Raw genomic sequence first — 18927 nt, forward strand, 5'->3', positions numbered from 1 at the left:
TGATGAGACGGCTTCAGGATGGCGAAGCAGGCTTTTGGGGGTCAGGATGATCAGGGGTTTTAATGTCCCGGCACAGGCATGGCGCCGCAGAAGATGATAATACTGGGCCGGTGTGGTGGGGTTGCAAACACAGAAGTTTTCATCTGCGGCCAGCTGCAAAAACCGCTCCACACGGCTGCTGGAATGATCCGGGCCCTGGCCTTCATAGCCGTGGGGCAGCAGCAGCACCAGACCGCTTCTGCGCCCCCACTTGGTCTCGCCGCTGGCAAGGTAGAGGTCAATGACGGCCTGGGCGTTGTTGGTAAAATCGCCGAACTGGGCCTCCCAAAGGGTCAGGCCGTTTGTGCGCACCAGGGAATAGCCGTATTCAAAGCCCAAAACCCCGGCTTCAGACAGCAGGCTGTTGATGGCGGTAAATCCGCCCTCGTCTTTGGCTGCGTTGTTTATGGGCACATGCTCCGCGTTGGTGGTGGTGTCAAACAATACGCTGTGGCGCTGGCTGAAAGTGCCCCGCTGGCTGTCCTGGCCTGACAGGCGGACGAAAATCCCCTGGTTTACGATTGTGGCAAACCCCAGGGCCTCGGCATTTGCCCAGTCTATGCCCTTGCCGTCTTGCACTGCGGCCAGACGCTTTTTCAGGAGTTTTTCAATTTTGGGGTGCAGGTGGAAATCATCCGGGGCCGCGTTGATTTTTGCAGCCAGTTGCTTTAGCAGGGAGGGCTTGACAGCAGTGTCCACGCCGGAATCCTGTTGATCCTGGGGTTTCTGCCGGCTTTTTTCCGGCTCCCTTGTGGGCGGGTGATCCTCGGCTGTGGTTTCCTGCGCCGGTTGACCGGTTTCTTTCTGCACAGCATCATAGGCATGCCCGATGCATTGGGTTGTCTGCTCCTGGATGTCGCTGGCTGTGTTTTCGTCCAATACGCCCTGGTCAATGAGTTGTTGGGCATAGACCCGGGCCGGGGTGGGGCGGTTTTTGATCCGTTCATACATGAGCGGCTGGGTGAAATAGGGCTCATCGCCCTCGTTGTGTCCGTATCTGCGGTAGCAGACCACATCCATGACCACGTCCTTGCCAAAACGCATCCGGTAGTCACAGGCCAGCTTTGCAATATGCACGGCCGCCTCGGGGTTTTCACCGTGTATGTGAAATATGGGCACCATTAAACTTTTGGCGATATCCGTGGCATACCGGGTGGAGCGCAGGTCATCGGGCAGGGCCGTGTAACCGATCTGGTTGTTGACGATGATATGCACTGTGCCGCCGGTATGATAGCCATCAAGCTGAGACATATTCAGTGTTTCGGCCACAATGCCCTGGCCTGAAAAGGCCGCGTCCCCGTGGAGCAGCAACGGCATGACAGCACCGGTGTTTTCAATGCCTGCCGCATCCAGCCGGGCCCGGGCCATTCCCTCCACCACCGGGTTGACCGATTCCAGGTGACTGGGGTTGTCGGCCATGAGGATATCGACTTGCCTGTTGCCCGATGTGGTGATTTTGCCGTGAAAACCCTTGTGATACTTCACGTCTCCGGCGCCTACTTCGGCTTCCGGGTTGTGGTGGCTTTCAAATTCACCGATGATATCTGCATACGGCTTGCTCAAGATATTGGCCTGAACATTTAACCGTCCCCTGTGGGTCATGCCCAGAACAATCTGTCCGCAGCCGTGTTCGGCTGCGGCATGGGCTAGCAGGGAATCGAGCATGGGGATGATCACATCTGCGCCTTCAACGCTGAAGCGTTTCTGGCCCAGATATTTTTTGTGGATAAACTGCTCAAGTGCGGAAGCTTCGGTGAGTTTCCGGAGAATCCGGATTTTTTCCTCATCTGAAAGGGTCGGCATGTTCTCTGTGGATTCCATCCGCTCCCGAAGCCACTTGCGTTCTTCCGGGTCCTGGATGTGCATGTATTCCACACCAACAGAGCGGCAGTAGGTCCGGCGCAGATGGTTGACAAGCTCGCCAAGTGTCATTTGCCGGCCTTGGTTTTCCGGCAGACCCGGCGCGTAGAAGCGCCGCTGCATGTCTTTTTCATCCAGGCCAAAGGCTCTCGGGTTTAACAGGGGGTGGTCGGTGGGACATGCCGCAAGGGGGTCCAGACACGACAGCAGGTGGCCGATATCGCGATACCTGTAGACAAGGGCCTCGACCCTTGACTGTTTTCTGACGGTTTGCTCGTCGCAGGGCTCGCATACTTCTTCGGACGCTGCCGGTTTTTCGGTGAAGCCGAGTTCAAAGCCCTGGAAAAAAAACTGCCAGTCCGGGTCCACGGAGTTTGGATCCTGCTTCCATCGGCTGTATTGGGTTTCAATGTATCGGGCGCTCCATGGGCCTTTATAAGTCATTGTGTGGTGCGTCTCCTGTTTGTGTGGTTTTGATCTATGGCCGCTTCAGCCCGCAGGCGGTATGCCTTGGATTTATCTTGCCGGATTTTGGTGCGCGGATGATTCCCAGGGCTTTTGCCTGGTCAGCCGCCCTGTAGGAGCTTCGCACAAGGGGGCCGGATTCCACCAGTGCAAACCCCCCCTCTGTTGCATATTGTTTCAGTTGTGCAAAGATTTCAGGTGAAAAATATTCAGCCACGTCCATGTTTTGCGGTCCGGGCTTGAGATACTGGCCCATGGTCAGCACCTGCACGCCTGCCGCCCGGATGTCGGCGATGGTCTGGCGGATTTCGTCCATGGTCTCGCCGAGCCCGAGCATGAATCCCGATTTTGTGATGCATGAAGGGCTGATCTGCTTTGCCGTCCGAAGCAGGGACAGGGACTGCCGGTAGTCTGCCATGGGCCGCACCGTTGGATAGAGCCGGGCCGCGGTTTCCATGTTGTGTCCCACAACGTCCGGGCCGGCTGCGAGCACGGTTTCAAGGGCCCTGCGGCTTGCGGCAAAATCCGGAATCAGCACTTCAATGCCCGTATTCGGGCAGTTTTTCCGGATCTCCCGGATGGCGGCGGCAAAATGGCCGGCTCCGCCGTCGGAAACATCATCCCGGGTAACAGATGTCACCACCGCGTGATCCAGTTCCATGGCGGCGACGGCTTTTGCCACGCGCCGGGGTTCGTCTTTATCCACCGGCTGTGGCCGGCCGCTGACCCCGCAAAATCGGCAGTTGCGGGTGCAGCCGTTGCCCATGAGCATGAATGTGGCATGTCCGGCATGCCAGCATTCCGCGATATTGGGGCAAAGCGCGGATTCGCAGACCGTGTGCAGACCCGCGGCCGCTTTGAGGCGGCGGACGGTTTCATAATTTTCACCCCCGGGTGCGGCCACCCGGATCCACGGAGGCTTTGCCGAGGTTTTGTTTGTCCTGTTTTGGCGTGTTTCCATGAAATATCGAAAAAAACCGTTTTGAAAATTTTGCGTGCTTGTATTTTGTCCACAGGCCGGTTGAACTCCGCGGCCGTGCCCGACAAATTTTTTCCCGAATTTCCCCACCGGGGTTTCGATGGTTACAGGCTTTTCAGGGCCTCGATGGTATGGGACGGATCCGGCCGCACCGTATAGTCGGCATTAACCTGCGCGTATCGGATCTTGGCGTCCTTATCAATGATGTAGCGCGAAGACATGGGAAGATCCCAGGAGCCGTCTGCATTGTTTTTGTCTACGTGAATGCCGAACTGCTGATAAACTTTTTGCAGATCATCGGGCACCGTGTAGACCAGACCGAATTGTTTTGCCACCTGATTTCCCGAATCCACCAGCAGTTGCATTGTAAGCCCCTTTTTTTCGGCAAACTGCCGGGAGGCCTCTTTGCTTTGCGGCGAGACCATGATCAGGGATGCGCCCAGTTCTTTGATTTTTTTGTGCTCGGCTTCAAGAGCGTCCAGCTCTATGTTGCAAAACGGTCACCACCCGCCACGGTAAAACCCCAGCACCACGGGACCTTGTTTGAATTTTTCATAAAGGTTTACAGTTTCGCCCCTGTAATCTTCCAGGGAAAAATCCGGGGCCTTGTCGCCGATGGTTTTGGCCTTGTCTGCCATGCCGGAGGCTTTGAGATCCTCTGTGGCCTTGTGCATGATATCAATGGCCTGTTTCGGTGCCGCGGACTCAAGTTCTTTTTTCTGCGCGTCCAGCTTTTCCTGCAAACCCATTTCCGTCCTCCTGATTGAATTTGACATATTAAAAAGATTCTCATCCAAATATTAACCATGCTCCAGCAGGTTAACAAAAAACAATAAACGGCCTTCACCCCGATGTATTTGCAAACCGAATTTTATTGCACGCGACCCCGGCTCCCCATTAACCACCCATCACCCATTACCCATCACCTGTCCCCACCCTGTATCTTGCGGGTTGACTTTATCGGGTCCGGGTGCTAAAAAAATTTCCAAATTCAATGTTTCGATTTGGTTTTATGGTTTCCGGGTTTGCATATATTTTTATATACCCCTTCTGCAAAACAACCCCCTAAAACCATTCAAGAACCTCGCAAATTCAATTCCGTGCCTGGGTGGCGGAACAGGTAGACGCAAGGGACTTAAAATCCCTTGGGGCATAGTCCCCGTACGAGTTCGATTCTCGTCCCAGGCACCATTCAAGGCATAACATTTCAGGACAGAAGGGCCGAAGACATGAACGTATGTATCGTGGGAACCGGGTATGTGGGGTTGGTGACAGCCGCCTGTCTGGCTGAAACCGGAAATCATGCCTTTTGCGTGGATATCAACGACGGCGTTGTCCAGCGGTTGAAAAAAGGCGATGTCCACATTTTCGAACCCGGGCTGGAAGAACTGGTCCAGCGCAACCTGGCAGAAGAGCGCCTGGTGTTTACCACTTCCCTCAAAGAAGCCATGGCCAACGCCACCCTGATTTTTTCCTGCGTGGGCACCCCGCCCATAGAAGACGGTTCCTGTGATCTTTCCGCTGTATTCCGGGTGGCCGGGCAGGTGGGCGACAACATGGAGGACCACAAAATCGTGGTCAACAAGTCCACGGTGCCCGTGGGCACGGCCGATCGGGTCCGGGGTATCATTTCAGAGCGGCTTGCCGCCCGGGGGGTTTCCCTTGATTTTGACGTGGTCTCCAATCCCGAGTTTTTAAAGGAAGGCGATGCGGTCAGCGACTTTATGAAGCCCGACCGGATCATTATCGGCACGGACAATCCGGAAGTTGCGCAATTATTGGAAAATCTGTATGAGCCCTATGCCAGAAGCCGTGACAAATTGATCCTCATGAGCCCGAAAAGCGCGGAGATGACCAAGTACGCGGCCAACTGCATGCTCGCCGCCAAGATTTCGTTTATCAATGAAATCGCCAATATCTGCGAGAAGGTGGGCGCGGATGTGCGCGATGTGCGCGCAGGCATCGGCTCGGATCACCGCATCGGCTATCATTTTATCTATCCCGGGGTGGGCTACGGGGGGTCATGCTTTCCAAAGGATGTCAGGGCGCTGATTCATACGGCCGCAGACCTGGGCTATAGGCCGGAGGTTCTCAGCGCGGTGGACAATGTCAACAACCGCCAGAGGCAAATGGTTTCCCGAAAGATTCAAAGCTTTTTTGAGTCCGCCGGCGGGGTTTCGGGCCGGATCCTGGCGGTGTGGGGCCTTTCGTTTAAGGCCAATACCGATGACATCCGCCATTCACCGGCAATCGACATTGTGGCCGAATTGAGCCGGGCGGGCATGCAGATCCGGGCCTTTGACCCGGCGGCCGGGCAGAATGCAAAGCAAATGTTTGCCGGCAATGATCATGTCTTTGTGGGCGACAAGCAGTATGAAATCCTTGACGGGGCCGATGCCCTGGCCGTGCTCACCGACTGGCACCAGTTCCGGACCCCGGATTTTTCCGGTATTGAAAAGCGCCTGAAACACCCGGTGATCTTTGACGCCAGAAATCTCTACAGCACCGATCTCATTGTCCGGCACAACTTTACCTGCATCCGCACCGGCCGGCCGGATATCATTGCCGGGCCTGCCATTGATTGAAAAAGGAATGACATTTTAATGGAGCTCTCTGATCAGCAGAAAGCCGCTGTAACACATATCGGCCCGGCACTGGTGGTGGCCGGGGCCGGATCCGGCAAAACCCGAACCCTGACCGCCAAGGTGGCCCACCTCATTGATCTGGGCTACCGCCCGGAACGAATCCTGGCCATCACGTTTACCAACAAGGCGGCCGATGAAATGAAACGCCGGCTCACAGAACTCACCGGCCTGGCCGTGGAGCGGTTTCCCTGGGTGCGCACCTATCATTCCGCCTGTTTCCGGATTCTGCGGGAGCACTGCCGGCTGCTGGGCTATGAGCCCCCGCTTCAGATCTACTCCGATTACCAGCAGCAGAAACTCATCAAGGATCTGATGATTCGTTTTGATATGGACCGGAAGAATTTTTATGCCGTGCGCGCCGCCCTTTCCAACGCCAAAAACTCCGGCAGCCCGGATGCCTACATGGATGCTCATCCCCGAATCGGCCCGATCCGGCTAAGAGACTTGTTCTCCGCTTATGAAGACGAGCTCAGGGCCAGAAACGCAGTGGATTTTGACAATATTCTGCTCAAGGCCAGAGACCTGCTCCGGGATCATGACGGGGTGCGTGAGGATTACCGGGCTTATTTCTCCTATATTCTGGTGGATGAATACCAGGACACAAACAATCTCCAGGCCGAACTCACGCGGCTGCTTCTGGGAAACGGCAATCTTTTCTGTGTGGGAGACGACTGGCAGGCCATATACGGCTTTAGGGGCAGCAACGTGGATCATTTCCTGGGATTTGAGCGCTCCTACCAGGGAGCCAGCATTTTCCGGCTGGAGCAGAACTACAGGTCTGCTGACGAGATCGTCAAAACCGCCAACGGGCTGATCCGCTTTAACCGCGACAGGATGGACAAATCCTGTTTTTCCGAGCAAAAGGGCGGGTCTGTGGGCATCCACGAATTTTTCAGCGACGAGGAGGAAGCCGGCTGGGTGGCGGATAAGATTGAAATGCTGCACCGATCGGGCATCGCCTATGACAAAATGGCCGTGCTTTACCGCACCAAGTTCTGCTCCCTTCCCTTTGAGCAGGCTTTTCGTTTTGCCGGCATTCCCTATCGCATGCTCGGCGACAAGGGTTTTTTTGAAAGAAAGGAAATCCTGGATATCAACTGCTATCTCACCGCAGCCGTATTTCCCAAAGATGACGCGGCATTTGAGCGGGTGTTAAATACCCCCAAGCGGGGCATCGGCCCGAAAATGGTCGAAAAGTTAAACGCCTGCCGCCCTCCGGGCGGCAGCCTGCAGGATGCCGTGGCCCGGGCGGTTTCCGGAAAAATTCTGTCATCCAAAATCCATGCGGGCCTGACGTCTTTGATCCAGCTGCTCAAAGATATCGAACCCATGGCCCCGGATGCGGCCATACGCAAGGTCATGGACCGGGTTGATTATGAGACATATTTGAATCAGCAGTCAAAGACTGCAGATGAATTCACCACGCGCATGGAAAACATTGAACAGCTTGTCTATGCCGCCTCCACCTACGAGACCCTCCTGGATTACCTGGAAGAAGCCGCCCTGGTCCGGGAGGACAAGGAAGAGGCTGACAGCGATGAAGGCGGGGTGAGCATGGCCACCATTCATGCCAGCAAGGGCCTGGAGTTTCACGTGGTTTTTGTGGTGGGATGCGACGAAAACCTGCTGCCCCACTGGAAGTCCCGGGAATCCGAGGCTGAGCTCCAGGAGGAGCGGCGGCTGATGTATGTGGCCATGACCCGGGCGGAAAAATTTTTATTTTTAACCACCGCTGATTACCGCAAGGGACAGTACAGCCCGGCCAGCCGGTTTATCGCCGAGGTGGCCGAGTGTCTGCAGCACGATGCTTAAACAGGGCCTGGATCAGTCGTTGCCCCTGGTCTCCGGGCTTTGGGCTTTTAGCTGGGTTTTTAACCGGCGCTCGATTTGTTCATGCTTTTTTTTCCGCTTGTCGGCCTGGCGGGTGCGCAGTTCATCTATGGTTTTGCGCTCGGCCTGCTTTTGTTTGCGGAATTTTTCCAGTTCCGCGGAAAGCGCTGTTTCTTCGGCCTGATCGGAAAGATTTTCAATCCGGCGGTGATCGCTGATAAAAATCCGGGTTTCACCGGATTTTTCAAGCGTTTCAATGATGCCTGCAGACTCGGATTTGCGGCACAACCGGCCGGCTTCCTCGGTGGATATGGATAGCAGCTCTGCGATCTGTTCAAGGGCGGGCGGGCGCTGATGTCTGTATTCCAGGATACGGACGGCCGCCACCAGCAGGTGGGCTTCCTTGTACGGGCTGTTGACGTTCATGGGGCGCTTCCTTGTGTTGAGGATTCATACAACTGTCAATGATGACTCAGCATTTTCATGCTGCTGCCGTGCCTGCCGGTTCAAGTGCTTGACACGGTATCTTTCAAATCGTATCATACCTGGCATTTGAGTCAAGGGGATGGGGTTTTGCATGAAAACGAAAAAAGATCGGCTTTCACGGATCGTTTTTGTTAGACAACCACTGGAGGATATTCCATGACAGCAATAATTGATGTATTGGCAAGAGAGATTCTCGACTCCCGGGGCAATCCGACCGTGGAGGTGGACGTGGAACTTGAAAGCGGCGGCATGGGGCGTGCTGCCGTGCCGTCCGGGGCTTCCACCGGCTCCCGGGAGGCACTTGAACTGCGGGACAATGATGCGGGTCGATATGCGGGCAAGGGGGTTCAGCAGGCGGTGGAAAACGTCAATACCCGCATTGCGCCGGCAATCCTGGGAATGGATGCCGCAGATCAGCACCAGCTTGATGCCGCGTTAATCGAACTCGACGGCACGGAAAACAAGTCCTCCCTGGGGGCCAACGCCATTCTGGGCGTTTCCATGGCCGCTGCCCGGGCGGGTGCGGATGCTTATGCAATGCCGCTGTACCGGTATCTTGGAGGGCTCAATGCCCGTTACATGCCCCTTCCCATGATGAATATCGTCAATGGCGGGGCCCATGCGGCAAACAGCTTGGATATTCAGGAATTCATGATCATTCCCGTGGGCGCGACTTCAGTTTCCCAGGCCGTGCGCATGGGGGCCGAGACCTTCCACAGCCTCAAATCCCTGCTCAAAAAACGCGGCATGGTCACTGCGGTGGGAGACGAAGGCGGGTTTGCCCCGGATCTGGAATCCAACGAGGCTGCATTGAAAATCATTATCGAGGCCATTGAAGCGGCCGGATACCGGCCCGGAAAAGACATCGGCCTGGCCCTGGATGCGGCTGCCACGGAATTTTACCAGGACGGGGGCTATTTTCTGGAATCTGAAAACCGGCGGATGTCCGGAGCAGAAATCATTTATTATTATTCCGATTTGATTGATCGGTATCCCATCTTTTCCATCGAAGACGGTCTGGCCGAGCAGGACTGGGACAATTGGGCGGTTATGACAGAAAAACTTGGCCGCCGGGTTCAGCTCGTGGGCGATGACGTGTTTGTCACCAACCCCTCCATATTTGCCCAGGGCATTGAAAAGGGGGTCTGCAATTCCATCCTGATCAAGCTCAATCAGATCGGTACGGTCTCTGAGACCCTGGAAACCATCGACATGGCGCGGACAAACGGCTATACTACGGTGATTTCCCATCGTTCCGGGGAAACAGAGGATCACTTTATCGCCGATCTCGTGGTGGCCGTGGCCGGCGGACAGATCAAGACCGGTTCCATGTCCAGAAGCGACCGGGTGGCAAAGTACAACCAGCTTTTGCGCATTGAAGAGCAACTGGGGCAAAGCGCGCAAATGGCCCAGAACCCGTTTATGGTCTAACAGATAATGCTGCGTTCCGCTTTGATATTTTCCCTGGCCTGCCTTCTGGCGGCAGCCCTTTGCACGGGTGCGTTTGGTTATGTCCTGCCGGCGCCGTTTGTGGCCAGTCAGATGCAAAAGCATCTGAACCTGCCCGATCAGATGGAAATCACCCAGCAGCTACATGTGTATCCAGCTGAAGCCGACGGCAAAAGCCAGGGTGCGGACAGTGTTGGGCAAAACAGTGCGGATGCTGAAAAAGATTCAGACCCGGAGGCATCCGGGCCGGCCGGTTTTTTCCAAACCGTTCGCTACCGCCGGCCCGGGGCCTATCGATCCGATATCAAGACCCCGGATTTCAGCCAGATTTATATCGAATCATCCGGATCACAGCTTTTTGTCCTTGATGGCGAGATCATAGACGACAGCCGGCAGTGGTATGCCTGCTACAAAGATCTGTTCATGTTTTTATCCCGGCCCCCGCTGGTACGGCACCTGGAGCAGCTCGGGGTTGACATGAACATTTCCAGCCTGGGCCGGCTCAACAAAAAAACCGTCTACGTGGCCGGCGCCAGATATCCCGACCTGAGCAGCGCCCAGGTGTGGTTTGACAAAAACACGTTTCTGCCCGTGCGCTGGATCGTGGCCCCGGCAAAACAGACAGGACAGCCGCCGGCATTTGAAATCCGCTATCTTGACTGGCAGCCTTTTGACGGCATCCGCTATCCGGGAAAAATCGAATTTTATGAAAACGGCCGTCTTGCCCGGGCCGTGACCGTGGAAAAACTGGACCGGATTTCGGGAGTACCGGCATCCGATTTTGACATCAGCGCCGTGCGCAAAAAATACGCACCCGCCTCCGGTGCCCCGCAAGAGCAGGGCGGGGCCGCAGAAGAAGTCCGCCGGCAGATCGAGGAATTCAAAAAAATATATGAAACCCCAACCCAATAAAACGCACGTTTTGTGATCGAGGTAGACCTATGGCAGGCAAATCCAAATTTATTTTTGTAACCGGCGGGGTTCTTTCATCCCTGGGCAAGGGACTGGCTTCAGCCTCCATCGGGGCGCTGCTCGAATGCCGGGGTCTGACAATCTCCCTGGTGAAGCTCGATCCCTATATCAATGTGGATCCCGGCACCATGAACCCGTTTCAGCACGGCGAGGTGTTTGTCACAGACGACGGTGCGGAAACCGACCTGGACCTTGGCCATTATGAGCGGTTTGTCAATGTGCGGCTGGGCCGTGACAACAATTTCACCACCGGCAAGATCTATGATTCGGTGATCAGCAAGGAGCGCCGGGGCGACTATCTTGGCGGCACGGTTCAGGTGATTCCGCATATCACCGATGAGATCAAGGCCAGCATCTGGCAGGCGGCCAAGGGCGCTGATATTGTGATCGTGGAAATCGGCGGCACCATCGGCGACATTGAAAGCCTGCCGTTTCTTGAGGCCATTCGGCAGTTTAAATTCGATGCCGGAAAAGACAATGTGCTCTACATCCACCTGACCTATATCCCATACATTGCCGCAGCAGGCGAGCTCAAGACCAAACCGACCCAGCACAGCGTCAAGGAACTGCGCAGTATCGGCATTCAGCCCGATGTCCTCATGTGCCGCACCGACCGGTACCTATCTCCGGATATCAAGGCCAAGGTGGCTTTGTTTTGCAACGTGAGCCAGGATGCCGTGGTCACGGCCAAGGACGTGGACTGCATTTACGAGTGCCCCCTGGTGTTTAACAAGGAGGGACTGGATTCCAAGATCCTGGAGCTGCTCAATATCTGGACGGGATCGCCCCGGCTTGAGCAATGGGAAAACATGGTGGACCGTTACAAGTCGCCCTCAAAGCGTGTAACCATTGCGGTAGTTGGCAAATACACGGATCTGACTGAATCCTACAAGAGCTTAAACGAGGCCCTGTATCACGGCGGAATCGCCAATGAAGCCAGAGTGGAGCTTGAATTCATCGATTCCGGCGCCCTGACCCCGGACAATTGCGCCCGGGCCCTGACCGGAGTTCAGGCAATTCTGGTGCCCGGTGGGTTCGGTTCCAGGGGGGTGGAGGGAAAGATCTGTGCCATCGGATATGCCAGAAAGCAGGGGATTCCCTTTTTTGGCATCTGCCTGGGAATGCAGCTGGCGGTTGTCGAGTTTGCCCGCAACGTGGCCGGGATTGAAAAAGCGCACAGCTCCGAGTTTGATCCGGAGACCCCAGCGCCGGTGATTTATTTGATGAAGGAATGGTTTGATGAGCGCACCCAGACCCTCCAGCAACGGGATGTGAACTCGGAAAAAGGCGGCACCATGCGCCTGGGCGCCTACCCCTGCCGGCTGGCAAAAGACAGCTTGGCCTACCGGGCCTACAGCACGGAAGAAATTTTCGAACGTCACCGGCATCGCTATGAATTCAACCTGGACTACAAACAGCCCCTTGAAGAAAACGGACTGGTGTTCAGCGGATTTTCGCCCAAAGGGGATTTGGTGGAGATCGTGGAGCTAAAGGATCACCCCTGGTTTCTGGGGTGCCAGTTTCACCCGGAATTCAAGTCCCGTCCCATGGCGGCCCATCCCTTGTTTTCCCGCTTTATTGCCGCTGCCCTTGGCTATCTGCCGGATCCGCAATAAGACGCAGGTGCCCCTGGCCGCCTTTTGTCAAGGAAGCGCGCCATGACCCATTGCAGAGATATTCCGGCATGCACCAGGCCCGCCCCCCTGCAGGCCGGCGACCGCGTGGGGGTTGTGGCCCCGGCCAGCCCCTTTGACAGGGAGCGGTTTCTGCGGGGACTAAAAGTGCTCCGGGATATGGGCTTTGATCCGGTCTGGTCGGAGAGACTTTTTTTAAAAAACGGGTATTATGCCGGTACCTGCCGGCAGCGGGCCGATGATCTGCAGGCGTTTTTCGCCGCCTCTGACATCCGTGCGGTCTGGTGTGTGCGGGGCGGTTACGGTTCCCTGGGCATACTTGAATGCCTTGACTACTCGCTTATTGAAAAACATCCCAAGATTTTCGTTGGCTGCAGCGACATTACCACCCTGCTGGTGACCATCAGCCGTAGATGCTGCATGCCCACTTTTCATGGCCCCATGGTCGTATCTCTGGCGGATGCGGACAAGCCCACCATAGAAGGAATCACACGGGCGCTGACCGGCTTCGGAGCAGTTGAGATAAGGGCGGAGAACGGATGTGTGATCCGGCCGGGCAAAGCCGCCGGCTGCGTGCTTGGCGGCAACCTATCCACCTTGTGCCATATGCTGGCCACACCCTATTTTCCGGATTTGACCGGCTGCATCCTGTTTGTGGAAGACACCGGGGAAAAGCCCTACCGTATTGACCGGATGCTGACCCAGATGCGTATGGCCGGAAGTTTTGATCATCTGGCGGGCGTGGCTGCGGGATCCTTTACCCGGTGCGGCTCCTTGGAGGAAATTCATCGGGTTTTCGCAGATGTATTTGCCGATTGTGCCTTTCCCGTTGTATTCGGATTTCCCGCAGGCCATGGCCGGCCCAACAGGATTCTGCCCATGGGCGTTGCCGCAAGTCTTGACAGTGAAGCCATGACCCTGACTTACCCGGAGCCTGCCGTTGCCGGCCGGCACCAGAACACGGGCGTGTCATGAAGCAAGCGGATGCCCTGATGCAGGAGGCGGTTGACACCGGGGTGTTTCCGGGTGCCGTGGCCCTGGTGGCAAGAAACAATGAAATTGTTTTTCACAAGGGCTTTGGCTGGCTTGACCATTTCAAAAACGGATTGGTGTACCGGAACACGGTTTATGACCTGGCCTCCCTGACAAAGCCACTGTCCACCGCAGCTGCAGCCATGCATCTTTCAGATCGGGGGATACTGGATTTGAATGATCGGCTGGGCACGCTGTTGCCCGGGCTGGACGGATCGGATAAGGCCGGTATTTCCGTTGAAAATCTTCTTTGCCACAATGCCGGCCTGCCGGCCTGGCGCCCCTATTTTCGGGAGTTAAACACCCTGCCGGCGGACCGGCGAAAAAAGCGGCTGCATCAATTGCTGGCAAAAGAGCCCCTGGTCTGTCCGCCGGGACGTAAAACCCTCTACAGTGACGTGGGGTTTATGCTTCTGCAATGGGTCCTGGAAAAAGTGGCGGGCACAAGGCTGGATGGCTATGTTTCCACCAACCTGTATTTGCCTTTAAATATTTCCGACCTTTTTTTTCTCCCGGATTGGGGGAAAATTTCATCTGTGCCGGCAGACCGGGCATTTGCTGCCAGCGGAGTAGATGAAAACAACAGGGCCGTCTACGGCCGGGTAAATGATGAAAATGCCCGGGCCATGGGCGGGGTGGCCGGCCATGCCGGGCTGTTTGGCACGGCGGCTGCAGTGTTTTACTTTCTTTGCCACCTGCTGGAGATCCGTTCCGGAACAGCGGAAAAGAGGCTTTTTTCCCGGGCCGTGGTGGAGCGTTTTTTAACAATACCGCCGGGTGCCGGCCGGACCCCGGGATTTGACGTGCCAGAGGCGCAAAATTCCAGCAGCGGCCGGTTTTTTCCCCGGGATACGAGCGTGGGTCATCTCGGGTATACCGGCACCTCCTTCTGGATTGAGTTACGGCGTGAAATCATGGTGATTTTGCTGAGCAACCGGGTTTGCACGGATCCGGAAAGCCGGAAAATCAAAGATTTTCGTCCCCGGTTCCACGATGCTGTCATCAATGGCCTCAAAACCTGAGATGTCTGCGGTCTTTATGGTATTTTCTGCTTGTCATTCGGTTGGACAACTGTTAATAGTCCACATTTAAGCGTCAACTGTAAATAAGCGCAGATGAAATGACCGGGCCGGCGTCCATCCATTTCAATATCTGTTTTAAAACTTCAGCCCCGTTTTTTTGTTTTCGTCAAATACCGTAAGGAGGCACGGACTTGTTCTGGGATTCATTGTTTGGTGTTTTTTCCAATGATTTGGCCATTGATCTGGGCACGGCCAACACCCTGGTTTACGTCAAGGGCAAGGGCATCGTGTTAAGCGAGCCCTCTGTGGTGGCTGTTCGAACCGATAATCGCGCCAAAAGCAAGGTGCTGGCCGTTGGCCTGGAGGCCAAGAACATGCTCGGCCGCACCCCCGGAAACATTGTGGCCATCCGGCCCATGCATGACGGGGTGATCGCCGACTTTGACGTTACAGAAGCCATGCTCCGGCATTTCATCCATAAGGTGCACAACCGAAGAACTTTTGTCCGGCCCAGAATTGTCATTGCCGTGCCCACGGGCATCACCCCGGTGGAAAAGCGGGCGGTGCGCGAGGCCGCCGAATCCGCCGGCGCCCGCGAGGTCTTTTTGATCGAGGAACCCATGGCCGCAGCCATTGGCGCCGGCATGCCCATCACTGAGCCCACCTGCAACATGGTTGTGGATATCGGGGGCGGCACCACGGAAGTGGCCGTGATTTCCCTTGCCGGCATTGTCTACAGCCGTTCCATCCGGGTGGCCGGCGACAAGATGGATGCCGCCATCACCCAGTATGTCAAGCGAAAATACAACCTGCTCATCGGCGAAAGAAGCGCGGAAATCATCAAAACCACCATCGGAAACGCCTATCCGGATTCAGAGAACTATGAAACCATTGAGGTCAAGGGCCGGGACCTGGTATCCGGGATTCCCAAGATTCTGGCCATTGATTCAGAAGAAATCCGGGTGGCCATTGCCGAGCAGATTGACGCAATTGTGGAGACAACCAAGATCGCCCTGGAACAAACCCCCCCGGAACTGGCCGCAGACATTGTGGACCGCGGCATTGTGCTCACAGGCGGCGGGGCCCTGCTCAAAAACCTGGACAAGCTGCTTCGCGAGGAAACCGGGCTGCCCATTACCGTTACGGACGATCCCCTGTCCACCGTGGCCATGGGTTCCGGCAAGACCTTAAATAGCATTGAAATTCTACGACAGGTGGTCATCGACTGATTTCATGTTTTCCAAAAAGACGATGGTGGCAGCCGGGGCGATCATCCTGATCGTTTTAAACGGCATTGTGTTTTCCTTTAATTATATCCGCAAGTCTTCCTTTCAGGCGGCGGCCGTTGAAACCGCGCTTTTTTTTGTTTCTCCAGTACAGGAAGCCGTCACCGGTGTGATTGATACCGGCGAGGGCATCTGGCGCCAGTACTTTTACATGGTGGGTGCCGCCCGTGAAAACCAGAATCTCCGCAGGGACCTGGCCCGGGCCAGGCAGCGCATCCACGAACTCAAGGAACTGGAAAAGACCAATCAGCGACTGACCCGTCTGGTGGATTTCCATGCCGGCTCAGCGCTTGAAATGCAGGCTGCTGAAGTGGTGGCAAAGGACCCGAGCCCCTGGTATCATACTGTGATCATCAACAAGGGGCGGGCTCATGGCGTAAAAAGGGCAAGCCCCGTGGTGGTGCCCGACGGGGTTGTGGGTCAGGTAATCGATTTGTCCGAGCGATATGCCAAGGTGTTGCTGATCATTGACCGCAACAGCGCCGTGGATGCACTGGTGCAAAGAACCCGGGCCCGGGGGGTGAGCATTGGCAGTGCCGATCAGGGGTGCCGGTTTGAGTTCGTGCTGCGCAAACAGGATATCGAGGTGGGCGATCAGATCATTACCTCGGGCCTCGACGGTATCTATCCCAAGGGACTGCGCCTGGGATGGGTATCCAAGGTGATTCGCCGAAATTCAGGCATCTTCCAGGAAATCCAGATTACTCCCAACGTTAATTTTCATAAACTTGAGGAGGTGCTGGTGGTGCTCGACCCGCCTGAAATCGACGAAGTTCTGGATCAATGATGCGCTATTTGCTCTCGCTGATGGTGATCATCGGGCTGATCGTTGTCGAGACCAGCATTTTGCCGTATCTGCCGGAGATATTGCGTTTTTATGATTTTCTCGTGGCTTTTGCCGTTTACCTGAGTCTGTATCAATCCATTGCCACCGGCATTCCAGTGATGGTCATTGCCGGGCTGGCAATGGACATGCTTTCCGGTGCGCCGCCGGGGATATACTTGGCTTCCTATCTGTGGGTGTTTCTGGTTTTTCGTCATGTGTCCGGCTGGGTCAGAATTGGTGATCATACCCTTTTTTTCTTTTTATCCATCATTGGCGTCGGTGTACAGAACCTGATTTTCGGGGTTGCGGCCTGGTCTGTTTCCCGTGTTCCGTTTTTCACTGGTGATACCGGGGTGATTGTTTTGCTGCAGTTGTTCTGGGCTCTGGTCACGGCACCCTTTCTGTGGCTTTTATTTCAGTTTTTGTTTTCCGATACCCATCAGGCATCCGGTACCGGGGAAACCGACGGCAGATAGCCGCGGGGCCGGTTTTCACGGAAGCCCTGATTTTGTCATACGGCATATTAAGAAAACGAAATGTCCATTCCTTTTTTGCCAAAAATCGATAATGAATGGTTCAAGGGCCGGATTCTTTTGGTGATGCTTTTTGTGCTCACCGTGTTCGCCCTGCTGGCAGTCAGGCTTTTTTATCTTCAGATCCTAAAGGGCGAACATTACCGGGCGCTGTCTGCCAACAATACTCTGCGCCAGCAGCGCATCGAATCCCTGCGGGGTTTGATTTACGACAGAAACGGCCATTTGCTCGTGGATAATCGTCCATCCTTTGAGCTGCGCATTATCCCCAATGACGCCAAACCCCTGGAACAAACCGCAGATCGTCTTTCGCAGTTTATCGACATGACGGCCGAAGAGATTAAAGCAACGGTGCGCAAAAACCAGGGGGCCTACGGTTATGCATCCGTGTTGCTCAAAGGTGATATCAGCCGGGAGCTGATGGCCGTGCTGCTTTCCCGCAGCCATGAGCTACCCGGCATTACCATTGCCACCAGTGCCAGGCGCAATTATATTTACGATCCGTCGGCCGCCCATCTGATCGGATATCTGGGCGAGGTCAGCAGGGACGAGCTGAAAAACGGACTCTATCCCCACAAACGGGGCGGGGACATGGTGGGCCGCGCAGGCGTGGAACAGACATTTGAAGACCAGCTAAGCGGCATTCCGGGCAGAAAAATCGTTCAGGTAAATGCCGTGGGACAGGTGGTGCGCGTTCTGGGAAAGGAGTCGGCTGAAGCAGGGCATAATCTGTATCTGACCATTGATTTTGCGCTCCAGCAGCAAGCAGAAGATTTGCTTGAGGGAAAAACGGGTTCCATTGTGGCCGTGGATCCGAATAACGGGGAAATTCTGGCCATGGCCAGCAGGCCGGTGTTTCAGCAGGAGGACTTTGTCAGGGGGATGAACAACAAGCAATGGCAGGCCCTGGTCAATGATCCCAAACGCCCCCTGCACAACAAGGCGATTCAGGCCGAATATCCACCGGCTTCCACATATAAAATCATCACTGCCATGGCAGCTCTGGAAGAGGGGGTCATGGATGAACAGACAACGGTTTACTGCCCCGGCGGGATGCGGTTCGGCAACCGGACTTACAGGTGCTGGAAACGGCAGGGACACGGATCAATGGACATCAATGAAGCCATTGCCCAGTCCTGTGACGTGTTTTTCTACCAGGCTGGCAAACAACTCGGCGTGGATCGGATCGCCGAATATGCAAAGGCAAGTGGCCTGGGTCAGAAAACCGGCATTCCCCTGGCCCATGAGGCAAAAGGCCTGGTGCCCACCTCGGAATGGAAGCAGCGCAAAATCGGCATTCCCTGGCAGGCCGGGGAAAATCTGTCCATCGCCATCGGTCAGGGCTACAACCTGGCGACCCCCTTGCAGATGGCCATGCTTACGGCTGCGGTGGCCAATGGTGGAAATCTTTACAAGCCCCGGATCATGCGCCGGGTTGAATCCGTGCAGGGCCGGATCGAGGAAAAAATGCAGACCGGAAAGCCGGCCCCTCTTCCCGCAAGCCAGGAAACCCTTGAAATCATCCGGAAAGGCCTTTATGATGTCGTCCATCACCGAAAGGGCACGGCATATTGGTACGTGCGCTCAAAAGAGGTGGACATCAGCGGCAAAACCGGCACGGCCCAGGTGATCAGCCGAAGGGCCGGGCAGGAGGAGGCGGATCAGGGCGATCAATACCTGCCGCATGCTTGGTTTGTGGGATATGCCCCCTCGGATCGTCCCGAGATTGCGGTATGCGTTTTCATCGAGCACGGGGAGCACGGCTCCAGCGGTGCCGGTCCGCTTGCAAAAGAAATGGTGCTGTCTTATTTAACTTCCCAGGATGATCCGGAAGCAGAGGATTCTGCGCCCAATCCGGATTCGGAGTAA

At 55.6% G+C, this 18927-nt stretch carries 16 protein-coding genes and 1 tRNA gene; 12 read left to right on the forward strand and 5 right to left on the reverse strand.

Annotated features, from left to right (window positions below):
• From R6U41_RS10780 to R6U41_RS10795, 4 genes are all read right to left on the reverse strand, one after another.
• Nucleotides 1–2343: 2-oxoglutarate dehydrogenase E1 component (locus R6U41_RS10780; RefSeq protein WP_410269847.1), on the reverse strand; the 2343-nt coding region annotated here is incomplete at its 3' end.
• A gap of 34 nt (nt 2344–2377) precedes the next feature.
• Entirely contained in the window at nt 2378–3325 is a 948-nt protein-coding gene (lipA, locus tag R6U41_RS10785) for a lipoyl synthase (protein WP_410269848.1), read from the reverse strand.
• 122 nt (nt 3326–3447) lie between these two features.
• Complete coding sequence (locus tag R6U41_RS10790; protein ID WP_410269877.1) at nt 3448–3831, reverse strand: redoxin domain-containing protein; 384 nt, start codon at nt 3829–3831, stop codon at nt 3448–3450.
• 12 nt (nt 3832–3843) lie between these two features.
• Nucleotides 3844–4092 carry a hypothetical protein gene (locus tag R6U41_RS10795; RefSeq protein ID WP_410269849.1) on the reverse strand — a complete coding sequence of 83 codons (249 nt, stop codon included), beginning with the start codon at nt 4090–4092 and terminating at the stop codon, nt 3844–3846.
• A 353-nt stretch (nt 4093–4445) separates the two neighbouring features.
• Between R6U41_RS10795 and R6U41_RS10800 the strand changes: the two genes are divergently transcribed.
• The 3 genes from R6U41_RS10800 to R6U41_RS10810 all read left to right on the forward strand — a co-directional run bounded on the left by R6U41_RS10800 (nt 4446) and on the right by R6U41_RS10810 (nt 7800).
• A tRNA-Leu gene (locus R6U41_RS10800) sits at nt 4446–4534 on the forward strand.
• A 38-nt stretch (nt 4535–4572) separates the two neighbouring features.
• Nucleotides 4573–5928, forward strand: a complete 1356-nt coding sequence (locus R6U41_RS10805) for a UDP-glucose dehydrogenase family protein (RefSeq protein ID WP_410269850.1) — start codon at nt 4573–4575, stop codon at nt 5926–5928.
• A gap of 18 nt (nt 5929–5946) precedes the next feature.
• Nucleotides 5947–7800, forward strand: a complete 1854-nt coding sequence (locus tag R6U41_RS10810; RefSeq protein ID WP_410269851.1) for an ATP-dependent helicase — start codon at nt 5947–5949, stop codon at nt 7798–7800.
• Between the two features lie 12 nt (nt 7801–7812).
• Here the strand turns inward: R6U41_RS10810 and R6U41_RS10815 are convergent, their stop codons facing one another.
• Nucleotides 7813–8244 carry a hypothetical protein gene (locus R6U41_RS10815; RefSeq protein ID WP_410269852.1) on the reverse strand — a complete coding sequence of 144 codons (432 nt, stop codon included), beginning with the start codon at nt 8242–8244 and terminating at the stop codon, nt 7813–7815.
• Nucleotides 8245–8460: 216 nt separating this feature from the next.
• Between R6U41_RS10815 and eno the strand changes: the two genes are divergently transcribed.
• The 9 genes from eno to mrdA all read left to right on the forward strand — a co-directional run bounded on the left by eno (nt 8461) and on the right by mrdA (nt 18927).
• Nucleotides 8461–9735, forward strand: coding sequence for a phosphopyruvate hydratase (gene eno / locus R6U41_RS10820; protein WP_410269853.1), 1275 nt, complete (start codon nt 8461–8463; stop codon nt 9733–9735).
• A gap of 6 nt (nt 9736–9741) precedes the next feature.
• On the forward strand, nt 9742–10665 hold the full coding sequence (locus tag R6U41_RS10825; protein ID WP_410269854.1) for a hypothetical protein: 924 nt from the start codon (nt 9742–9744) through the stop codon (nt 10663–10665).
• A 29-nt stretch (nt 10666–10694) separates the two neighbouring features.
• Nucleotides 10695–12341 (forward strand): CTP synthase, encoded by a 1647-nt coding sequence (locus tag R6U41_RS10830; RefSeq protein ID WP_410269855.1) that lies wholly within the window; start codon nt 10695–10697, stop codon nt 12339–12341.
• A gap of 42 nt (nt 12342–12383) precedes the next feature.
• On the forward strand, nt 12384–13334 hold the full coding sequence (locus R6U41_RS10835; protein ID WP_410269856.1) for an LD-carboxypeptidase: 951 nt from the start codon (nt 12384–12386) through the stop codon (nt 13332–13334).
• Nucleotides 13331–14413: a serine hydrolase domain-containing protein gene (locus R6U41_RS10840; protein ID WP_410269857.1), complete on the forward strand. Its 1083-nt coding sequence runs from the start codon at nt 13331–13333 to the stop codon at nt 14411–14413. The genes R6U41_RS10835 and R6U41_RS10840 overlap by 4 nt, the downstream gene beginning before the upstream one ends.
• Before the next feature lie 191 nt (nt 14414–14604).
• Nucleotides 14605–15642: a rod shape-determining protein gene (locus tag R6U41_RS10845; protein WP_269750886.1), complete on the forward strand. Its 1038-nt coding sequence runs from the start codon at nt 14605–14607 to the stop codon at nt 15640–15642.
• Between the two features lie 4 nt (nt 15643–15646).
• Entirely contained in the window at nt 15647–16486 is an 840-nt protein-coding gene (mreC, locus tag R6U41_RS10850; RefSeq protein WP_410269858.1) for a rod shape-determining protein MreC, read from the forward strand.
• Nucleotides 16483–17001 (forward strand): hypothetical protein, encoded by a 519-nt coding sequence (locus tag R6U41_RS10855; RefSeq protein WP_410269859.1) that lies wholly within the window; start codon nt 16483–16485, stop codon nt 16999–17001. Before mreC ends, R6U41_RS10855 begins: the two co-directional genes overlap by 4 nt.
• Before the next feature lie 60 nt (nt 17002–17061).
• The gene (gene mrdA, locus R6U41_RS10860) at nt 17062–18927 is read left to right on the forward strand and encodes a penicillin-binding protein 2 (protein ID WP_410269860.1); all 1866 of its coding nucleotides are present in this window, start codon (nt 17062–17064) and stop codon (nt 18925–18927) included.

The sequence above is a fragment of the Desulfosalsimonas sp. genome (genome assembly GCF_046483245.1).
Taxonomy (GTDB): domain Bacteria; phylum Desulfobacterota; class Desulfobacteria; order Desulfobacterales; family Desulfosalsimonadaceae; genus Desulfosalsimonas.